Here is a 19,911-nt window from a genome sequence, read left to right as displayed (position 1 = left end):
TTCGGTCACAGGCTCTTCTTTTGGGAATGATGAGGTAATAGGATTACCTGTTAAGCTTGCTGTTCTTTAAGGGATTTCAACAGGGCATTTCCCTGGATAGTCTTTAAAGTTTCCTCATAGGCAAGCCAGTATATGGTTTCCGCTTTTTTTGCGTCAAAAGTGCTGAATTCCCCCATGCCTTTTGGTTCTATCAAAATATTGCAGAAAGCTGCTTTCTGCTCCATATCTTTATTGATTGACATCATGACTGAGCGCACGACCAGCGCTTTGAAAGTGCTTATTTTATCTACTGCTTTTAAATGATTGCAAGATGAGCCGATGATGAAGTCACAATTTGTTAATAAGGGTTCTATCGGGAAATTATTTAAAACACCGCCGTCAACATACATTTGATCCTTAATGATAATTGGTTTAAAAATGCCGGGTATACAACTTGATGCAAGGACAGCCTTAATTAATGGCCCCTCGTTAAAGTACACTAGCTTACCCTCCGAAAAATTGGTGGCGGCTATCGTTAACGGTATATTTAACTTTTCTATCCTGTCTTCAGGAAAGTAATCTTTAAATAGATGTGTTATGTATTCCAGGTTGATTAAACCAAGGCTGCCTACCGCAGGACGGATGAAACGCAGTAATTTGCTTTTGATAAAAATGTTTAGACCTTCTTCCGGGTCAATGCCGGCAGCGTAAAATGCGCCTGCTATGGAACCTGCACTGGTTCCGCTGATATGATTAAAAGAAATACCCGCATTGATGAACGCTTTTAAAACGCCCAAATGTGCGATACCCCTGATGCCTCCTCCTGATAATACGATACCAACTTTCGCCATATACTAATTGTTCTTGCGTGTAATTTGGTCAAATTCTTTTAAAATACAATGTCTTTTTCGTCAATGCCCAACCGACGATCGCTGAAAAAGGTAAAATAAACGTTGGTGCGTGTATACCCCTGGTGAGGTAAAAACTTTCTAGACATATCTTATGAAATAATCACTGAGATGAATGGCAGTGGTGATACAACGTACCACTATGCGCTATTGTTTTTCATCACGATGTTATCTGGAGTCGGAGCAATATTAGGAGATCGTTAATCCTATTGGTTTGGTATCTTATTAATAAAGCCCGCAAGAAAGGGGATGAGTTCGTTATGTAAGGGAAGTTCAGGGTTGCTATAAGTTTGAAGGTTGAGCATTCGGTCTGCAGGTGCCTGCTTTAATACATGATTCATCCCGTTAAATAATTTCAACAAGGCTTTAGGATTAGCCACGGCAAGTAATTGTGCTTCTTCAACAGTAACCTGGAGGTCCGTGCTGCCGCCAGCGATTAATACAGGTATTTTTAGTTTACCCATTTCCTTTGCCGTATTATACTTCATCGACGAAATGAGAAAGGCCTGTGATGAGGGCGTGAATAAGCTCGACAATGCAGGGGGCAAGTTCCTATTGACAATTTTGTCGGCCTTTAAACTGTCTAATACTTCTGTCGCTATTTTAAAATCATCAGCACTGGCTAAAGCTTTAAATTGTTTTTTTATGACGCCGGCGATGTCACTTCCAACGCCGCTTAAAGATATAAAAGCATCAGGATTGGTTGCAAGGGATGCCATTAACCCAATGGTAGCACCCTCGCTATGACCAAGCACAATTACCTTTGAAAATCTTGGATCCGCCTTTAGTTTAGCAACAAATAACTCCGCATCAGTGATAAAATCACCCAGTTTAATATCCGCCGATCGATGTGCGGCAATGCTTTTGCCGACACCTCTTTTGTCGTAACGTACGGAAGCAATTCCATTTGCAGCCAAGCCTTCGGCCAGCATTAAAAAGGAATTGGATTTTAACGATTGCCCCTGGTTCATGTTCCTGTCGGTTGGCCCCGAGCCTCCAATCATCAACACAACAGGCACTTTGCCATCGGCCTTAGGCAAGGTAAGCGTGCCATAAAGGTCACCGATCGAGTTGTTTATGGAGAAATTATCAGGGCTTTCTAATAATGCACGCTCATTTTTGACTGTATCCACTGCTTTTTGTTGAACTCCTGCAATCAAATTGTCCTTTATGATCAGAGCCAGCTCTATCACAGGTCTTTCAAAGCTTAAAAGGTATGCTGAGAAACCACTTGCCGGAGAGCCTGCAAAGCGTGTTTTTACGACGGCTCCCAGCTGGCCATTTATCTGGGCCAGAAATTGTTTTGTACTTTCAATCTTCATTGCTGCTTTCATCTGGGGTGAAAAAAGACTGAAAATGCTGTCTGCTTGGTTTGCTTTATAGAACCGAGCGAATTTTTCAACAGTCGGATTGGTTTCGTTTTGTGCTTTTACTGTCAGTATGGTTAAAGCAAATAGTAAGGAGAGGTATATGGTTTTCATATCTTGTTAGTTAAAGGTAATATAGTGATCATCAGCGGTTGAAGCGATCATCAGTGTAGAGGTAGCTATAAGATGTAATAAAATATAAAATACATCATGCTCAAGTTGAAACCTGCATGACATAAAATGGCACCAAGTATGGATCCCGATCTTTGTTTACAAAAAAAGAAAAGCCTGCCGGCTATATAAATCATCGTCATCCATATCAAAGCAGGTCCCAACAAAAATTGCCAGGTGCCCGAAAGATAAACAATTCCAAAATGTGCCAGATGGGTCAATGCAAAGGCGGCGCTGTCAATGATTGAAGCCCCATGCTCACCAAACTTGTCTGTAAAGCTACCATGCACAATGCCCCTGTAAAAAAGTTCTTCACCAACAGGACTGAATGTCATTCCAATAAGGGCATAGATGATGAAGTAAATTAACCGGCCTGTAGAAGTTAACCCTGTTGTGGGCACAGCATAAGTGTTTGAAATATACACAAACCAATTCTCGGTCGAATAGTCGAATAAGAAATGTGCAAGCATGAAAGTGATGGTGCAGATGCCGATTCCTATCATAAAGGAATAAAGCAACCAGGTATTGTGAGCTGGTTTTTTGATGCCTGTATTAAATCTACCGTCTTTTGATAAAAGCAGATAAGGTGTTAAGGCCATCAATATAAAAATTAACGGAATCAGGTTGTAGTTCCCCGTTACATTAGCTTGCAAAACCAACATAAACCTGGGAATTCCAAAAAGTAAAATTAATAAAAGGCCAAATTGCCATTTCAACAGCAACCTGCTTTTCCAGATTTGTCTGCGCATTTTATTTTTTTTGAGATGACACGCTAAGGCTTAAAGCTATAAAATTTTAGCCATACTACTCACAATAATTAGCGGGTCTAGGATAAAAATCAGCGTTTAATCCCAATTAAAATGTCATGTGTGTATCCAATTACACGAAATGAGGTAGTAAATAGAAAAAATAGATAAATTTGGGCACGTTTAACGTTATAGTTCTAATATTAATTAAAATGAAACCTCCGGTACCAGATGGGGTCTTCACTTTTGAAACAAATAACACACAAATGAAATCAACCATCATCGCAGTACTCTTACTTATTTTTTCAACTCCACTTTTTGCGCAGTATCCAGCACCTGATTATGGGTTCAGGCTCGGTTTAACAGCACATCCAAACTTTGGCTGGTTAAAGCCTGAAGACGGCAAAAGCAATGGACTTAGCATGGGCTTTTCTTATGGTTTACTGGCAGATTTTAATTTCGCTGAAAATTATAGCTTTGCCACCGGTTTGACGGTTACCACCATTAATGGAAAGAGCACGGAAATCAATCCGGATTTATACCATGATAATTCTTCTACTGATCCTGCGGCCTACGACCTTAAATATAAACTGCAATATTTAGAGTTGCCTTTTACTGTTAAACTAAAAACCAATAAAATAAGTGATATCATCTGGTATGGTCAATTTGGTTTCTCAAACAATTTTAATCTTAGTGCTAAACAGGATGCTGAATTCAATGGCAGGTCAATTGCAGAAGACAGAAATATAAGTGATTATACTAAGTTTTACCGCGCAGGGTTAATCTTGGGGGCCGGGGGTGAGTTTGATATCGATAGCCGCACCAGCATTACCGTTGGGTTAACTTATAATAATGGCTTCACGAACATCGTAAAAGATCAGAACCGTTCGGTAAAAAACAATTACCTCGGCATTAATTTTGGGGTATTCTTCTAATGAGTATGAATATAGCACTTGCCCAGTTAAATTACCATATTGGAAATTTTGAATCCAATACCCAGAAGATTATTGACCACATCAACCTGGCCAAAACAAAGGGGGCAGACCTGGTTGTTTTTGCTGAATTAGCGGTTTGTGGTTATCCACCGCGTGATTTCCTGGAATTTGAAGAGTTTATTGACCTGTGCGAGGCTGCTGCCCAGCAGATTGCAAGTCATTGTATGGGCATTGCCTGCATCATCGGTTTACCGGTAAAGAATGAGCAAATTGCTGGAAAGGACCTTTATAATGCTGCCTATTTTATAGAAGAGGGTAAGGTGAAGGCCGTTGCTAAAAAAGCATTGCTGCCGAATTATGATGTCTTTGATGAATACCGTTATTTCGAACCTGGTACTTCATTTCAATGTATCGATTTTAAAGGACAGCGGATCGCACTGACCATTTGCGAGGATCTTTGGAACATCAACACCAATCCCCTCTATGTCGCTAATCCAATGGATCAGCTGATCCTTCAGCAGCCTGATGTGATGATCAATATCGCTGCGTCCCCATTTTCTTATATCCATGATGACGAGCGTATAAATGTGTTGTCGGGTAACGCTAGAAAATACCAGCTTCCCTTGTTATATGTTAACCAGGTGGGGGCACAAACAGAGATCATCTTTGACGGCGGTTCCCTGGTATTTGATGCTGAAGGTAATGTACTGGATGAAATGGCCTACTTTGAGGAGGAGCTGCGGATCTATGAAATTGCAGATCGGAAAATTCAAGGTTTGCTGCCCATTGTCAGGGAAGTAGCGCCTGATATTGCGCAAATCCATGATGCGCTGGTTTTAGGCATCAAAGATTATTTTGAGAAGTCTGGTTTTAAACAGGCTGTCCTGGGCTTGTCCGGTGGTATCGACTCGGCCATCGTTTGTGCCCTGGCTTGTCGTGCACTGGGCCCTGAAAATGTGATGGCTGTACTCATGCCTTCAAAATATTCTTCTGATCATTCTATCCAGGATGCCCTTGATTTAGTGAAAAATACAGGCTGTATGCATGAAGTCATTGCCATTGCAGCTGCTGCCGATGCTTTTGACGAGATGTTGGCACCTGCCTTTAAAGGCTTACCTTTTAACATTGCCGAAGAAAATATCCAGGCACGTTGCCGCGGAATTGTCGTAATGGCGATGTCCAACAAATTCGGATACATCTTATTGAACACCTCCAATAAAAGCGAGTGTGCTGTAGGTTATGGCACATTATATGGTGATATGTGCGGTGCCATTGGCGTAATAGGGGATGTTTACAAAACACAGATCTACCAGCTGACAGACTATATCAATAAAGACGGGGAGGTCATCCCTAAAAATACAGTGGTCAAACCGCCATCGGCCGAGCTAAGACCGGGTCAGATGGATTCTGATTCTTTGCCGGATTACGATACCCTGGATACTATATTATTCCAGTATATTGAATTGCGTAAAAGTTCTGGAGCCATTATAGCGCAGGGCTTCGATGAAGCTTTGGTACGTCGCGTCATTAAAATGGTAAACAGGGCAGAATTTAAACGTTATCAAACCCCACCCATATTACGCGTATCTCCCAAAGCTTTTGGAATGGGCAGAAGAATGCCTATCGTAGGGAAATACCTGTCTTAAATAATCATAAAGCTTCTTTAACAAGTTTATACCGCGGTCTTTGCCTTAGTTTTCCAGCGTTTATAGGGGATGATTAAAGCAAAGACCAACGAAGTAATGCAAAGCAGCTTTGCAATCAAATCACCGTTTTTGGTATAAAAAGTAATTTCATCGTTTAAGTTGATATCTTCTTTTAGCGCGGTCCTTGTCCACCACCCACTTTGTTGTGTCACATCACCTTTTTGATTAATAAACCCTGATATACCTGTATTAGCTGATCTTGCCACCCACCTGCGGTTTTCAATAGCCCTTAATTTAGCATATAAGAAGTGCTGGTCTTTTCCTGAAGTATTGCCCCACCAGCCATCATTGGTGATGATAGCGATGAACTGTGCGCCAGATTTTACCGCTTCACCGATCCAGTCGCCCCACAATGATTCATAACAGATCACCGGTGCCACGCCAATGCCACTGTAGGCGTAAAAAACACCTGGCTCTTCCTGCCATCCCCAGCCACTCACGGTGCCACCCAATTGAGCAAACACGGGTTTTAAAATGGTCATCGCTGCAGGAAAAGGCATTTTTTCTACCCCCGGTACGAGTTTGGATTTATGATAAAACTGCACATCGGCCGAGTTTTCAATCTGCATGGCTGCATTGAAGTGATCAATATAGAGCCCTGTATTTGGATCTAGCTGGGCACTGATGGTTTTTGGGCTGTTATAGGTTTTTACTGATTCCAATCCTGTAATTAAGGATCCGTTAGGATAGTTCTTGATGAATTGTTGTAAAGCTTGAAACTCACCACTGCTGCGGATATGGTCTTCGTTGCTATAGGTTGGCAAGGCAGTTTCAGGCCAGAAAAAATATTCTGTATTGGGTTGGGCTATGGAGTCAGATAATTTGGTAAGCACATTCAACTGCTCTGCCGGACTTATACTTCCAAATTTCTGATAAGGGTCTATATTGGGTTGTACCACCACCACATTTACCGGACGTGCATTTTCTTTATAGTTGTTATACCGGGTCAGTGAAATTGCCGCAGGGACAATCACAACGAATGCCCATACCAGCGTAGAGCGGTATCTTAAATAGGCTTTTTGTGTTTTAAAAGCTTTATAAGCTTCAAATGCGAAAATGTTACTGAGTATAATCCATACTGAACCCCCGTAAACTCCGGTATATTCATACCATTGGACAAGCTGGTGCATTCCAGAAAAGCCGTTGCCCAAAGTCATCCATGGGAAGTTGAGGTCCCAGGATTGATGCAGGTACTCCATGGCGATATAAAAGCTGAGCAGCCCAGCATAAGCTATTTTTTTGGAAGCAAATGAACTTAACCGGTAATAAAGCCAGAAGGCAAAGGTCATCAGCAATGCACCCAAGCCAAAAGGGATGAGGGATACCAGTAAAGAAACTACCGCATTATTGCCTGCATTAATGGCATTATATACCCAGTAAATGCAGGAGGTATTCCACACAAAGAAAGTAATACCTGCAGTTAAAAACACTTGCTTCCCCTTTTCTGCCAGCTGACTGTTTTTAATTTTGTCGATAGCCAATAGTAATGGAACCAACCCTATTAGTAACAGGGGGGTGGTGTAGGGGATGGGTGGCCAGGCCAGCCATAGGATAAAGGCACTTAATAAAGCAAGTAGGGTAATATTTTTGGAATTCATTTAGTTAAAAACTTTCTAAGATACTTGCTTTTTTAGCTTCGTATTCTTCTAATGTGATCAATTGTTTATCGAATAAAGTTTTTAACTTTCTCAATTTAAGGGTGGTTTCATCTTCTGGCTCTTCCAATACAGTGGGAGGAGGCGCTGGCAATGACTCTTGTACCGGCGCAGGGATTTCTATGGCTTCTTCAACAAAAGCGAAGTTTTCTGTAAGTTGTTTTTCGTCCTTTTCAATGCTACGGACTTCTTCATGATAGTGATCTAATTGCTCTTTAGCGGCCTGGTATAATTTACGGGCCTGAACTTTTGGGATAAATTCTGTAACCAGGTTTTCACCATGCTGCGGTACACAAATAAATTTTGAACCAAAGAATTCTTCCTTAAATGACACTTCTTTAATACTTTTCCAGGAGATGTCCTTGAAGTTCATCGTGATGCCAAAGTTTGCTGGCTCACAATAAAAGATACGTTTTGTGGTCACTGCAATACAATCCGGAAGGAGGTTAACCGCAGGTCTTTTTTGCACTGCGATGTAAATTATATCCTCATTACTGCTCAGTAAATCTTTTAATTTACCCAATACTTTTTCTATCGTTTTAGGATCTTGCTCTTCGTTTAAAAATCTCTCTATTAACATGCTTCAGGATTGTCAGGGTTAATTATTTTTTATAATCCGGTTTATCGGCTTTTGATTTTTTACCTTCCGGTTTACCGGCCACACAAATTACAAATTCTCCTTTTAAAATATTGTTTTCAAAATGTGATTTTATCTCAGCAAGTGTACCTCTTACGGTTTCTTCGTACAGCTTGGTCAGTTCCCTGCTCACAGAGGCTTGTCGGTCTTCCCCGAAAAACTGGCTGAATTCTTCCAGGGTTTTTAAAAGGCGGTGTGGACTTTCATATAAAATGATGGTCCTTTCTTCTTCTGCCAGTTTCTTCATGCGGGTTTGCCGGCCTTTTTTTACTGGTAAAAAGCCCTCAAACACAAAGGAATCTGCCGGAAGTCCGGAGTTCACCAATGCAGGTACAAATGCAGTGGCACCAGGTAGGCATTCCACTTCAAGGTCGTTTTTGATGACTTCCCTCACCAAGTAAAACCCCGGATCGGAGATGGCTGGTGTGCCGGCATCTGATATTAAAGCAACCTTTTTCCCTTCCTTCAGAAATCTAATGATCTCTGAAGTGGCTTTATGCTCGTTGTGCTGGTGATGGGAATAGGCTTTTTTGTCTATCCCAAAGTGCTTTAACAAGGGAGCACTGGTGCGTGTATCCTCTGCTAATATGATGTCTGCTTCTTTCAATACCCTGATGGCCCTGAAAGTCATATCTTCCAGGTTACCGATCGGTGTCGGAACAAGAAATAGTTTACCATCCATGTTCAGTGTCTCCAAACTCTTGTTATCTTTGTTCAAAATATATAAATAATGCTGCAAGTTAACTATATCCGTGAAAATAGAGAGAAAGTTTTAGAACGCTTAGGTGTCCGCAATTTCAAACAGACCGAGCTGGTTGATGAAATTATCGAGTTAGATAATGATCGTAAACAAACACAAACTTCCTTGGATAATCTTTCGGCTATAGCAAATGCAAGTGCAAAGCAGATCGGTGAACTGATGCGTAATGGCAAAAAGGCTGAAGCTGATGCCTTGAAATTAGAAACCACGGCAAATAAAGAAAAAATCAAGCCGCTTTCAGAGCGTTTGGCGGCTGCAGAGCAACAGCTGCATAACTTATTGGTTCAGCTGCCCAACCTTCCGTATGAGCTTGTTAAAGCCGGTTCTACGCCAGAAGAAAATGAAGTGGTGTATGTGCATGGTGAACCTGCTGTATTAAATGAACAGGCGCTGCCACACTGGGAGCTGGCTTCTAAATATGATATCATTGATTTTGAACTTGGCACTAAAATTACCGGCGCTGGTTTTCCAGTTTATAAAGGTAAAGGGGCAAAATTACAAAGGGCTTTAATCAACTTCTTCCTGGACCATGCCACTGCGCAGGGATACAGGGAAATGCAGGTTCCGCACCTGGTGAACGAAGCTTCTGGTTTTGGTACCGGACAGTTGCCGGATAAAGAAGGACAGATGTATCATTCTACGGTTGATAATCTTTATTTAATTCCTACAGCAGAAGTTCCCGTGACTAATTTATATCGCGATGTCATTTTGAAGGAAGAGGAGCTTCCTGTTAAGAACTGTGCTTATACGCCATGTTTCCGCAGGGAGGCTGGTTCATACGGTGCCCATGTGCGTGGCTTAAACCGCCTGCACCAATTTGATAAAGTGGAAGTGGTGCAAATTGCTCATCCTGATCAATCCTATGAAATACTGGAAGGAATGAGTACTTATGTGCAGTCCCTATTACAGGAACTGGGTTTACATTACCGTGTGCTGCGCTTATGTGGTGGCGATATGGGCTTTACTGCCGCGATGACTTATGACATGGAGGTTTGGAGTGCCGCACAGCAACGCTGGTTAGAGGTGTCTTCTGTTTCCAATTTTGAAACTTATCAAAGTAACCGCCTTAAGTTAAGATTTAAAGGAGCAACAGGCAAAACACAGCTTGCTCATACGCTGAATGGAAGTGCTTTGGCTTTGCCAAGAATTGTAGCTTCCATTTTGGAGAATTATCAAACACCTGAGGGTATTAAAATTCCGGCAGCTTTGGTAAAATATACCGGCTTTGATATCATTGATTAATCCTGATATACAAATTAAAAATATAAACCTGTATCATAAATCATGATACAGGTTTTTTGGTTTTTACTACCTAACATTTAACAGCAGGATGAGGCTTCGAATGCTGGTGCTCAATTGTTCAAGTGAAATCGATATTTAATTGGAAACAAACTTCAAACCAACAACAGAACCTATCAAGGTGGTGATGAAGAAAATACGCCAAAAACTCACAGGATCTTTGAATACCAGAATGCCAACGATAACAGTACCTACTGCGCCAATGCCTGTCCAAACGGCATAAGCTGTACCGATAGGCAAGGTCTGTGTAGCTTTAATGAGTAGTCCCATACTAATCATCAAGGCAACCAGGAATCCGCAAAACCACCAGTACATTTCACTGCCACTGGTTTCTTTTACCTTGCCAAGGCAGGAGGCGAAAGCTACTTCAAACAGACCGGCAATAACTAAAATAATCCAATTCATCTTTTTTTTTCTGCAAATGTCGTTAACTGGCTTGAAAGAATATTTTACAAATGATAAAAAATGAAATTATTTACCTGAGGTCTGCCCTTAGTCTGCTTAAACTTACCTGTGTTATCCCCAGATAAGAAGCGATATAGCCTAATTGTACCCTTTGCAACAGATCAGGATTAATTTTGATCAGTTCCTTGTAGCGTTCCATGGCTGTTTTAAATTGCATGGAGATCAGCCTTTCTTCTGTTTTAATCAGCTCCTGCTCTGCAAGCTTCCTTCCCCAGTTAGCCAGGTGTATATCCGTAGCAAACAAGTTTTTCAACAATCTGGTCTCTAACCTATATAACTCGCTGTTTTCAAGTAGTTCTATATCCTCATAGGCTTTCTCATTGGCAACATAGCTTTTCATTGAAAGTACAGTATCGCCCTCTTTACCAAACCAAAAAGTGACCTGATGCTCTTTATTATTGGCATATGCCCGAACGATACCCTTTTTGATAAAATAGACGTCTGTTTCTATTTTGTCTGCTTTTAATAAGATATGACCTTTAGGGTAGACAACTTCTGTAATACAGGCTATCAGTTCTGCCTTTGACTGTTCAGGCAGTTCATATAACTTACCAATGATCTCGTCTATATCCATTTATTAAAATTAATGATTCTGCTTTCCGCTGATGCCTGTACGATTCGATTTCTTAAATAATGTTCCCATAAAAAATGGGGCTGATCATCATCTGATCAGCCCCATTTTAGTTAAAAATCCCTGTTCTTACAAGATAAGGATCAATAATAATATAATAATGATAATTGCACCAACAGAAAGATAAACACCACCATTCATGGCACGTGCTTGATTTTTCATTTCTTTTAGTTCTTTACGTAATTCTTTTTTATCAGCTCTGGACATATCAGATTTGTCCATGTTTCTGATCTCTTCAACACGGTTAGTAATTCTTTCGAATTGAACCTTTTGTTCTGCTGTTAATTCTGTCTTATTTTTGTCTTTGTTACCAGCAGCCATTACCGGGTTAGCGGAGATGCCTAACATAAACACTAGCGTCAGGGAGTAAATTAATTTTTTCATAATCTTTCTTATTTGTTTTTACTCTAATAACAAAAAACCTACCAATAATTTGGTAGGTTTCATTATTGTAATGCTAATGTATTTTGTTTTAGCTACTTACCTTTCAGATCGCAATAAATAGGCTGAGGAATTATCCTTGTTCACAACGAAAACTGTATAGTGTTCTGAGCAATTACAAGATTTCGAATATGGTATTCACTACATAATTCAACTTAATTTTCTTGAAGTCGATTTCCGGAGCAGATTCGGCAAGATCAGCTGATGCTTTCATCATCATATTGGAGCGGTAGTTTTGCTGTGGAAACGTTTCATTGTTAATTTCCTGTATGTCGAGCACACTGCCTAACTTATTTCCCAAAGCGCCAACCATATAGGTCGCTTTTTCTTGAGCGGCCTGCAAAGCCTTAATTTTCAATTCTTTCTTTAAAGCTTCCAGTTTCGAATAGTCATAACTCTCAATATTAGTGTAAGAGATACCCTTAGGGTCAATGGATGCCATAATTGCATTCCATTTATTTAAGTCAGTCACTTTTAAACGATACTGTTTGCTCACCAGAAATTCAGGATTTTTCTTTTTCTCTGTTACCATGTTGTAACTGGAAAGGTTGTTAATCATTAAATTCTCCTTAGGAATTCCAGCTTTTTGAACGGCATTGAACAATTGGTTTTCTAAGGTGGTGATGTCAACTCTTTTTTTACTGTTATTATCTTTCAGGTATTCTTTTAAGGATATACTCAAGTAAATAATATCAGGCGTAACTTCGGCTTCTGCATTTCCACTAACGCTGATCTTTTTACGTAAATCAACCTGTTGGGCCATTGCGCTCATACTAAATAAGGCAACGAAGGCAAGGGCAACTAATCTTTTCATAGTATTTGTTTTGTGTGTTTGATATGATATATACATAGAGATGAAAATATCATACCAAATCCACATTCTTGAAAGTTAATTCCTAGATTTATTCCTCAACGACCTCATTATTAGGGCCTATTTCTTCAACGATCTCTTCCTTAAAATAAGTATTCTGGAAAACAAGGATTAAAATCACCCCTACAGAGATGGCTGCATCAGCAACGTTGAACACCGGCCTGAAGAAAATATAGTCTTCGCCACCCCAGATCGGGAGCCAGGTAGGAAATACGCCTTCCAGGATCGGAAAGTAAAACATATCAACTACGCGACCATGAAACAAACCCGCGTAATTCCATATTTTTCCATAGAATACTGAATCAATGATATTCCCTAAAGCACCGGCAAATATCATTGCTACATTTAATATTAAACCTCTATGGTATTTTTTCTGGATAAGGTAATGTAAACCATAACCAATTCCCGCTACAGCAACTATTCTGAACAGAGACAAAGAAAGTTTACCAAATTCACCACCAAATTCCAGCCCAAAGGCCATACCATTGTTTTCTGTAAAGTGGATAATGAACCAGTCGCCTAAAATCTTAAATTCCTGTCCCAGGTACATGTTTGTTTTTATCCAGACTTTAGAAACCTGGTCAACAATAAGGATGAAGAAGATAAGCAATAAAGGTTTTGTATAGCCTTTCATTATGCCTGCTTCAATTTAGCTTCCATACTTAAGGTAGCGTGTGGTACTGCACGAAGACGTTCTTTTTGAATAAGTTTGCCGGTTTCCCTGCAAATTCCGTAAGTTTTGTTTTCAATACGAACCAATGCAGCTTCAAGGTTTTCAATAAACTTCTTTTGACGGGCAGCCAATTGATTGATTTGTTCCTTCTCTAAAGTTGCTGAGCCATCTTCCAGGGTTTTGTAAGTTCCTGAAGTATCTTCAGTTCCATTTGAATTCGGACTACTCAAAGAATTGGTTAAAGAAAGAAACTCTTCTTTTGCCATTCTCAATTTTTCATTGATCAGGTCTTTAAACTCTTTTAATTCGTTATCTGAATACCTTGTTTTTGTGGTGTTTTCCATAATAATTATTGTTTTTCTATCGAAATTAGTAGTTCAACATCATCAATAACGATTTTGTTTCCCATATCAATATTTTCTGTTATAATAAGATCATCTGCCAGAATTTCCGAGCAAATGTATAATTTATTTTGTTCTGCAGCGCTTGTAATCAGGTTATCCTTTTGTAAAGTAACCGTTATACGATCTGTAACTTCAAAATTTAATTCCTTTCTTAAATTCTGAATGCGGTTAATTAGTTCCCTTGATAGGCCTTCCTGTTTCAGTTCATCCGTGATGGTTACATCAAGTGCTACTGTAAGGTTCCCAAGGTTCGTCACTTGCCAACCCGGTATATCTTCCGCAATGATGTCCACATCGCTCAATTGAATCAGGTATTCCGTATCCGGAATTTCCATCTCTCCTTTGATTTCAAATGCTGCTAATTGCTCCTGGTTTAAATTATTGATGATTTCCGCTACCAGCTTCATGTCTTTACCAACTTTTGGACCAAGGGTTTTAAAGTTAGGTTTAATTTTTTTCTTTATAAAGCCGGCTGTGTCCCTAATGTACTCAATATTTTTAATGTTAGTTTCAGAAAGTATCAATTCTTTCACTAATTCTACCTTTTCCGCAAACCTTTCATCAAGAACAGGCAATAAAATTTTGGCTAAGGGCTGGCGCACATTGATACTGCTTTTTTTACGTAAGGACAATGCCATCGATGAAATACTTTGTGCAAGCTCCATCCGTTCATTTAATTCCGTGTCTACTAACGTTTTGTCAGCCTCTTTCCAGAAGGTAAGGTGTACCGATTCCACGGCTGCAGATTTGGCGCCGGTTGTCAGGTTCTGATAAAGCCAGTCGGCAAAAAATGGTGCAATAGGTGACATCAATTGTGAAATACTCGTTAAGCAAGTATACAACGTTTCATAGGCTGCTTTTTTGTCGGCAGTCATCTCACCTTTCCAGAAACGGCGGCGCGATAAACGGATATACCAATTGCTCAGGTGCTCATCAACAAAAGTTTGTATGGCTCTTGCCGCTTTGGTCGGCTCATAAGTGTTATAGCTTTCATCAACTTCGCTGATCAGGTTTTGCAACAGCGATAAAATCCACCTGTCCAGCTCACTTCTTTCTGTTACCGGTGTTTCATTAGCTGCATCAATGCTGAACTGGTCAATGTTTGCATACAAAGCAAAAAAGGCATACGTATTATAAAGGGTGCCGAAGAATTTTCTGCGCACTTCATCCAGGCCGTCCATGTTAAACTTCAGGTTGTCCCATGGAGAGGCATTGCTGATCATATACCACCTGGTCGCATCTGCACTATAAGTTTCGATTGTACTGAAAGGATCAACACCATTGCCTAAACGTTTAGACATTTTGTTGCCATTTTTATCAAGTACCAGTCCGTTGGAAACTACGTTTTTAAATGCAATACCGGGGTTGCCAACTCTTTCGTTGATTGCTTTAATTTCATCACTGGTTTCACTGAGCATCACTGCTATGGCGTGTAAAGTAAAGAACCAGCCACGTGTTTGGTCTACACCCTCGGCAATAAAGTCGGCGGGATAAGCACTTTCGAAGGCCTCTTGGTTTTCAAAAGGGAAATGCCACTGTGCATAAGGCATGGCGCCGCTATCAAACCAGACATCAATTAAATCCAATTCCCTGATCATTCTTTCCCCTTTAGGCGAAGTCAAGATCACATCATCCACATAAGGGCGGTGCATATCTTTCAACTCAAAAGATGCCTCCATAAAACCGGCTTCCACAGATTTTTTAATTTCCGCGTTCAGTTCTGCCAGCGAGCCGATGCATTTTTCTTCTTCACCATCCTTGGTACGCCATATTGGCAAAGGCGTTCCCCAATACCGCGAGCGGGAAAGGTTCCAGTCTACCAGGTTTTCAAGCCAGTTACCAAACCTACCGGTACCCGTAGCTTCGGGTTTCCAGTTAATGGTTTTGTTCAGGGCCACCATTTTATCCTTTACGGCAGTGGTTTTAATGAACCAGCTGTCTAAGGGGTAATACAATACGGGTTTATCAGTTCTCCAGCAGTGAGGATAACTGTGTTCATATTTTTTAACGTCAAACGCTTTATTGTCTTCTTTTAACTTGATGGCGATTAAAACATCAGTTGGTTTAAAATCAGCTTCTTTGCGTTCTTCGTCACTATAATATTCTTCTTTAACATAACGGCCAGCAAAATCTGTTACTTCAGCAACGAATTTACCTTGTTTATCCACAAGCGGACTTTCGTTTCCTTTAGCGTCTTTTACCAACACCGAAGGGACGCCGTTTTCTTTGGCAACCCTGAAGTCGTCTGCACCAAAAATAGAGGCTGTATGCACAATACCGGTACCATCTTCGGTCGTAACGAAGTCACCCGGAATTACCCGGAAGGCATTCTGCTCCAAATCATCATTGGTTACGTAATTCATCAACTGGTGATAGTGTAAACCAATCAGTTCCTTGCCGCCAAATTCTGCAGCAACGGTCCATGGGATTAATTTGTCGCCACCTTTATAGTCGTCAAAAGACAAATCTTTCGCTTCCTTTTTGAAGTGTTTATTTACCAGTTCCTGAGCCAGTACAACACTCACCGGCAAATAGGTATAAGGATTAAAAGTTTTTATTTTTACATAACGGATCTTTTCGCCAACAGCCAAAGCACAATTGGAAGGTAAAGTCCATGGGGTAGTGGTCCATGCCAGGATTGCTGTTTCCTCATTTTCACGATCGAACAGCACCGGTATTAAAGGGTGTTCCTGATCTTTCTTCAAGAAAAACTGCGCAGTAATGGAGGTGTCCTTCAGTATTTTGTAGGTGCCCGGCTGGTTAAGTTCATGAGAACTTAAACCTGTACCTGCAGCCGGCGAATACGGTTGTACGGTATAACCCTTGTATAAAAGGCCCTTATCGTAAAATGATTTCAGAATCCACCAGAGGCTTTCCATATATTCATTTTCATAAGTAATATAAGGGTTATCAAGATCTACCCAGTAACCCATCTTTTCGGTCAGGTCATTCCATACATCAGTGTATTTCATCACCTCCTCACGGCAGGCAGCGTTGTATTGCTCAACGGTTATCTTTTTACCAATATCTTCTTTGGTAATGCCCAGTTTCTTTTCTACAGCAAGTTCTATCGGCAAGCCATGGGTATCCCATCCGCCTTTACGTTTCACCTGAAAACCCTTCAGTGTTTTGTAGCGGCAAAAGATATCTTTAATGGCCCTGCCCATTACGTGGTGAATTCCCGGCATTCCATTGGCTGATGGAGGGCCTTCATAAAATGTAAATGTGTTCTCCTTAGAACGGGTAGAAATGCTTTTTTCAAAGATGTTCTCCTCTTTCCAAAAATCAAGTATTTCTTTACCTATTTTAGCTAGTTCCAGTTGTTTGAATTCCTTATACATTTTATTCAGTATCCTTAAAAATTAAGGTTGCAAAGTTAACGTTTTAGAATCGAAAATGGTAGCTTTACAGCTTATTTGTTTTATGACTAAACACCTGAAAATTGGGATGATATGCATGCTGGGTGCAGTAATTTTGATGCCCGTAGCGCTGTTTCTGAAGAATACCAATATGGCTGCAACCATCGCTATTATCGTTGCCAGCATGATACTAGAGGTTATTGGATTAATATTTGTTATTATTAGCTTAATTAAAAAAAGGAAAATAAACAAATTGCACCATGATTAAAAAACTTAAACTTCAGAAGGCAGTTATTGTTCTTATTTTCGGCTTCATCGCTTTGGTGGTCTATCAAGTGATGAGTATGCGAGAAATGGATTCCAGTATTTATGTGCTCGAGGCAGCGGGTTTACTCTTTATGGTAGGGGCGCTGATGCTTTTGTATCCGATAGTTTTGGGGCGGAAAGATAAGGAAGGGAAGGTACAACTCGATCCTGACAAGCAGGTAGCGGATGATGTAGAACAATAAGCTAAAAAAAACGTCTTAAATAGAAAAAACCGCCCTTTTTGGAGGACGGTTTTTACAATATATGTAATAAGGAACTTTAGATTACTTGAACATTTACTGCATTTAATCCTTTACGACCTTGTTCTTCATTGTAAGAAACTTTATCGTTTTCACGGATTTCGCCTAATAGGCCACTTGAGTGAACAAAGATTTCTGCACCACCATCTGCTGGTACGATAAAACCAAAACCTTTAGACTCATTAAAAAATTTTACTATTCCTTCTTGCATTGTATTGTTATTAAAAAATTGAATTGCAAATGTAAGTACAATTATTTGAAACTCAGCATCTATTGTGAAAATAAATTATTTTTGTAGTCCGGGTAGTTCTACAACCTCATTCACATCTGCCTCATAGTCTACTCCTGGAACTTCAAAACCGAATAAATTAAAGAAATCTGTACGGTAACCTGCAAGGTCTCCAAGGGTAGGTAAAGTTTCTGTGGTTGCCTGTGCCCAAAGTTCCGCAACTTTCGCCTGTACATCTGCTCTCATTTCGAGGTCATCAATCCTGATCCTTCCTTTTTCATCTAAAGGTATCTCTCCATTCTGATATAAACGATCCTGAAATAAGCGTTGTATTTGCTCAATACATCCTTCGTGGATACCCTCTTCTTTCATCACTTTATATAATAGAGAGATGTATAAAGGGATAACAGGAATAGCCGAGCTGGCCTGTGTAACCAGGGCTTTATTAACCGAAATAAAAGCCCTGCCATTGATGTCCTTCAATTTCTCAGCAAGGCTGGTTGCTGTCGCTTCCAGGTGGTCTTTCGCCATTCCGATTGTGCCCTTGCGATAAACTGCTTCCGTAAGCTTCGGACCTATATAAGAATACGCAATTGTGGTAGCGCCTGGTGCTAACAGATCAGCTGCTTTTAAAGCGTCGATCCACATTTCCCAATCTTCACCACCCATTACTTTCACAGTACTTGCTACTTCATCCTCGTTAGCAGGGTCAATGGAAATTTCAGAAACATTTCCTGTATGAAAATCTACAGTTTTATTAGAAAATGTCTGGCCAATTGGCTTCAAAACTGAATTATAAGTAGTATCAGTTGTTGGATCAGTTCTTCTTGGCGATGCTAAACTATAAATCACCAGATCTACCTGTCCAAGGTCAGCTTTAATCAGGTCGATGGTTTGTTGTTTGATTTCATTTGAAAAAGCATCTCCATTGATACTTTTTGCATATAAGCCCGCTTCTTGTGCCTGGTGTTCAAAAGCCGATGTGTTATACCAGCCAGCAGAACCAGGTTTTCCTGGTGCATCAGGTTTTTCGAAAAATACACCTATGGTAGCAGCATTTGACCCAAAAGCACTGGTGATTCTTGAGGCCAAACCGAACCCGGTGGAGGCGCCAATTACCAGTACTTTTTTGGGGCCTTCAATAAGGCCTTTTGATTTTACATATGCTATCTGATTGATTACATTTTGTTCACACCCTTTTGGATGGGAAGTAAGACAGATAAAACCACGTGTTTTTGGAACAATTATCATATTACGTTTTTAATAATTCTACAGTAAATAAAAATACCGATTTGCAAAATTAACGTAAACCTAATGTTTTTTATCAATTGATTGGGAGAAAAAGTAAATAATCTCAACGTGTTGATGGTCAGTGTTTTTTAATTGGATTTAAAAAATATAAGTCGACATTTTTTAATTTTTGACAAACTTTCTTGATGAAAATAGGTTATAGTTAACAAATCAAGAACCTATAAAAGCAAATTATTATGGCACCTACAACAAAAACAAGTGGCACAAAAACGGCAACGAAAACGAGTGGAGCTTCCAAGCCTACTGGAAAAAGTGGTAAAATGGAAAATTCTGAGTTTCATAAGTTCTTTGTGGATGAGTTGAAAGATATTTACTGGGCAGAGAAACATTTGGTAAAAGCTTTACCAAAAATGAAGAAGGCAGCTACTAGTCCTGAATTGGCAGCAGCATTCGACAAGCACACCCAGGAAACCCAAATGCACTGCGAAACTTTAGAGCAGGTATTTGAACTGTTAGGCGAAAAAGCCAGCGCTAAAAAATGCGATGCAATGGAGGGATTGATTGCAGAAGCAGAGAGTATTATTGAGGATACCGATTCTGGTACTTTAATCAGGGATGCAGGATTAATTTTAGCTGCTCAGAAAGTGGAACATTATGAAATTGCTACCTACGGTACCCTCCGCACTTTTGCGCAGAACATGGGACATACTGACGTCGTTGAATTATTACAACAAACCTTGGATAATGAAAAGGCAACAGACGTTGCTTTGACTCAGGTAGCCGAAAGTTTTGTTAATCAACAAGCAGCAGAAGAGTAATTTACCAAACAAATTATTAACAAAAGGGCTTGTCTTATCA

The 19,911-nt window shown here is 40.1% G+C and carries 20 protein-coding genes; 5 read left to right on the top strand and 15 right to left on the bottom strand.

The genetic code is table 11. The features are described 5' to 3' along the window. Positions 1–50: 50 nt before the first annotated feature. The 3 genes from WG905_RS19430 to WG905_RS19420 form a co-directional block, all read right to left on the bottom strand. Complete coding sequence (locus WG905_RS19430; RefSeq protein ID WP_339593427.1) at positions 51–830, bottom strand: patatin-like phospholipase family protein; 780 nt, start codon at positions 828–830, stop codon at positions 51–53. A 263-nt stretch (positions 831–1,093) separates the two neighbouring features. After that, a complete protein-coding gene (locus WG905_RS19425; protein WP_339593426.1) occupies positions 1,094–2,368 on the bottom strand; it encodes an alpha/beta hydrolase in 1,275 nt (424 codons plus the stop codon). 65 nt (positions 2,369–2,433) lie between these two features. Continuing rightward, positions 2,434–3,174, bottom strand: coding sequence for a CPBP family intramembrane glutamic endopeptidase (locus WG905_RS19420; protein WP_339593425.1), 741 nt, complete (start codon positions 3,172–3,174; stop codon positions 2,434–2,436). Between the two features lie 209 nt (positions 3,175–3,383). Between WG905_RS19420 and WG905_RS19415 the strand changes: the two genes are divergently transcribed. Both WG905_RS19415 and WG905_RS19410 read left to right on the top strand, forming a co-directional pair. Beyond that, positions 3,384–4,106 (top strand): porin family protein, encoded by a 723-nt coding sequence (locus tag WG905_RS19415; protein ID WP_339593424.1) that lies wholly within the window; start codon positions 3,384–3,386, stop codon positions 4,104–4,106. 5 nt (positions 4,107–4,111) lie between these two features. Continuing rightward, positions 4,112–5,752 (top strand): NAD+ synthase, encoded by a 1,641-nt coding sequence (locus tag WG905_RS19410; protein WP_339593429.1) that lies wholly within the window; start codon positions 4,112–4,114, stop codon positions 5,750–5,752. A 26-nt stretch (positions 5,753–5,778) separates the two neighbouring features. Here the strand turns inward: WG905_RS19410 and lnt are convergent, their stop codons facing one another. Genes lnt through rsmI form a run of 3 tightly spaced genes read right to left on the bottom strand, consistent with a single transcriptional unit; the run spans position 5,779 to position 8,786 of the window. Beyond that, positions 5,779–7,410, bottom strand: a complete 1,632-nt coding sequence (gene lnt / locus WG905_RS19405; RefSeq protein ID WP_339593423.1) for an apolipoprotein N-acyltransferase — start codon at positions 7,408–7,410, stop codon at positions 5,779–5,781. A gap of 4 nt (positions 7,411–7,414) precedes the next feature. Next, entirely contained in the window at positions 7,415–8,047 is a 633-nt protein-coding gene (locus WG905_RS19400; protein WP_339593422.1) for a PH domain-containing protein, read from the bottom strand. 22 nt (positions 8,048–8,069) lie between these two features. Further along, the gene (rsmI, locus tag WG905_RS19395) at positions 8,070–8,786 is read right to left on the bottom strand and encodes a 16S rRNA (cytidine(1402)-2'-O)-methyltransferase (protein WP_339593428.1); all 717 of its coding nucleotides are present in this window, start codon (positions 8,784–8,786) and stop codon (positions 8,070–8,072) included. Between the two features lie 48 nt (positions 8,787–8,834). Between rsmI and serS the strand changes: the two genes are divergently transcribed. After that, on the top strand, positions 8,835–10,106 hold the full coding sequence (gene serS, locus WG905_RS19390) for a serine--tRNA ligase (protein WP_339593421.1): 1,272 nt from the start codon (positions 8,835–8,837) through the stop codon (positions 10,104–10,106). A 135-nt stretch (positions 10,107–10,241) separates the two neighbouring features. Here serS and WG905_RS19385 read toward each other — a convergent pair whose 3' ends face one another. From WG905_RS19385 to ileS, 7 genes are all read right to left on the bottom strand, one after another. Next, a complete protein-coding gene (locus WG905_RS19385; protein ID WP_339593420.1) occupies positions 10,242–10,568 on the bottom strand; it encodes a DMT family transporter in 327 nt (108 codons plus the stop codon). A 70-nt stretch (positions 10,569–10,638) separates the two neighbouring features. Next, positions 10,639–11,202: a Crp/Fnr family transcriptional regulator gene (locus WG905_RS19380; RefSeq protein WP_339593419.1), complete on the bottom strand. Its 564-nt coding sequence runs from the start codon at positions 11,200–11,202 to the stop codon at positions 10,639–10,641. Between the two features lie 126 nt (positions 11,203–11,328). Beyond that, positions 11,329–11,643 (bottom strand): hypothetical protein, encoded by a 315-nt coding sequence (locus tag WG905_RS19375; RefSeq protein ID WP_339593418.1) that lies wholly within the window; start codon positions 11,641–11,643, stop codon positions 11,329–11,331. 172 nt (positions 11,644–11,815) lie between these two features. Beyond that, complete coding sequence (locus WG905_RS19370) at positions 11,816–12,514, bottom strand: SIMPL domain-containing protein (RefSeq protein ID WP_339593417.1); 699 nt, start codon at positions 12,512–12,514, stop codon at positions 11,816–11,818. 88 nt (positions 12,515–12,602) lie between these two features. Continuing rightward, entirely contained in the window at positions 12,603–13,205 is a 603-nt protein-coding gene (locus tag WG905_RS19365; protein WP_339593416.1) for a lipoprotein signal peptidase, read from the bottom strand. Beyond that, positions 13,205–13,588 carry a TraR/DksA family transcriptional regulator gene (locus tag WG905_RS19360; protein WP_339593415.1) on the bottom strand — a complete coding sequence of 128 codons (384 nt, stop codon included), beginning with the start codon at positions 13,586–13,588 and terminating at the stop codon, positions 13,205–13,207. The genes WG905_RS19365 and WG905_RS19360 overlap by 1 nt, the downstream gene beginning before the upstream one ends. Before the next feature lie 5 nt (positions 13,589–13,593). Then, positions 13,594–16,989: an isoleucine--tRNA ligase gene (gene ileS / locus WG905_RS19355; protein ID WP_339593414.1), complete on the bottom strand. Its 3,396-nt coding sequence runs from the start codon at positions 16,987–16,989 to the stop codon at positions 13,594–13,596. Positions 16,990–17,267: 278 nt separating this feature from the next. Between ileS and WG905_RS19350 the strand changes: the two genes are divergently transcribed. Next, on the top strand, positions 17,268–17,516 hold the full coding sequence (locus WG905_RS19350; RefSeq protein WP_339593413.1) for an isoleucyl-tRNA synthetase: 249 nt from the start codon (positions 17,268–17,270) through the stop codon (positions 17,514–17,516). Between the two features lie 76 nt (positions 17,517–17,592). Here WG905_RS19350 and WG905_RS19345 read toward each other — a convergent pair whose 3' ends face one another. Both WG905_RS19345 and fabV read right to left on the bottom strand, forming a co-directional pair. Beyond that, positions 17,593–17,784 (bottom strand): cold-shock protein, encoded by a 192-nt coding sequence (locus WG905_RS19345; RefSeq protein WP_339593412.1) that lies wholly within the window; start codon positions 17,782–17,784, stop codon positions 17,593–17,595. A 75-nt stretch (positions 17,785–17,859) separates the two neighbouring features. Further along, positions 17,860–19,053, bottom strand: a complete 1,194-nt coding sequence (fabV, locus tag WG905_RS19340) for an enoyl-ACP reductase FabV (RefSeq protein ID WP_339593411.1) — start codon at positions 19,051–19,053, stop codon at positions 17,860–17,862. Positions 19,054–19,289: 236 nt separating this feature from the next. On the opposite strand from fabV, the gene WG905_RS19335 reads away from it, so the two are divergent. Continuing rightward, positions 19,290–19,871 carry a YciE/YciF ferroxidase family protein gene (locus WG905_RS19335; protein ID WP_339593410.1) on the top strand — a complete coding sequence of 194 codons (582 nt, stop codon included), beginning with the start codon at positions 19,290–19,292 and terminating at the stop codon, positions 19,869–19,871. The last annotated feature ends 40 nt before the right edge of the window (positions 19,872–19,911 follow it).

Origin of the sequence: Pedobacter immunditicola (assembly GCF_037482985.1) — a bacterium.
In the GTDB taxonomy this organism is placed as follows: Bacteria; Bacteroidota; Bacteroidia; order Sphingobacteriales; family Sphingobacteriaceae; genus Pedobacter; species Pedobacter immunditicola.
Note: the sequence above shows the minus strand (reverse complement) of the source record. Positions and strands in the feature narration are given on the sequence as shown.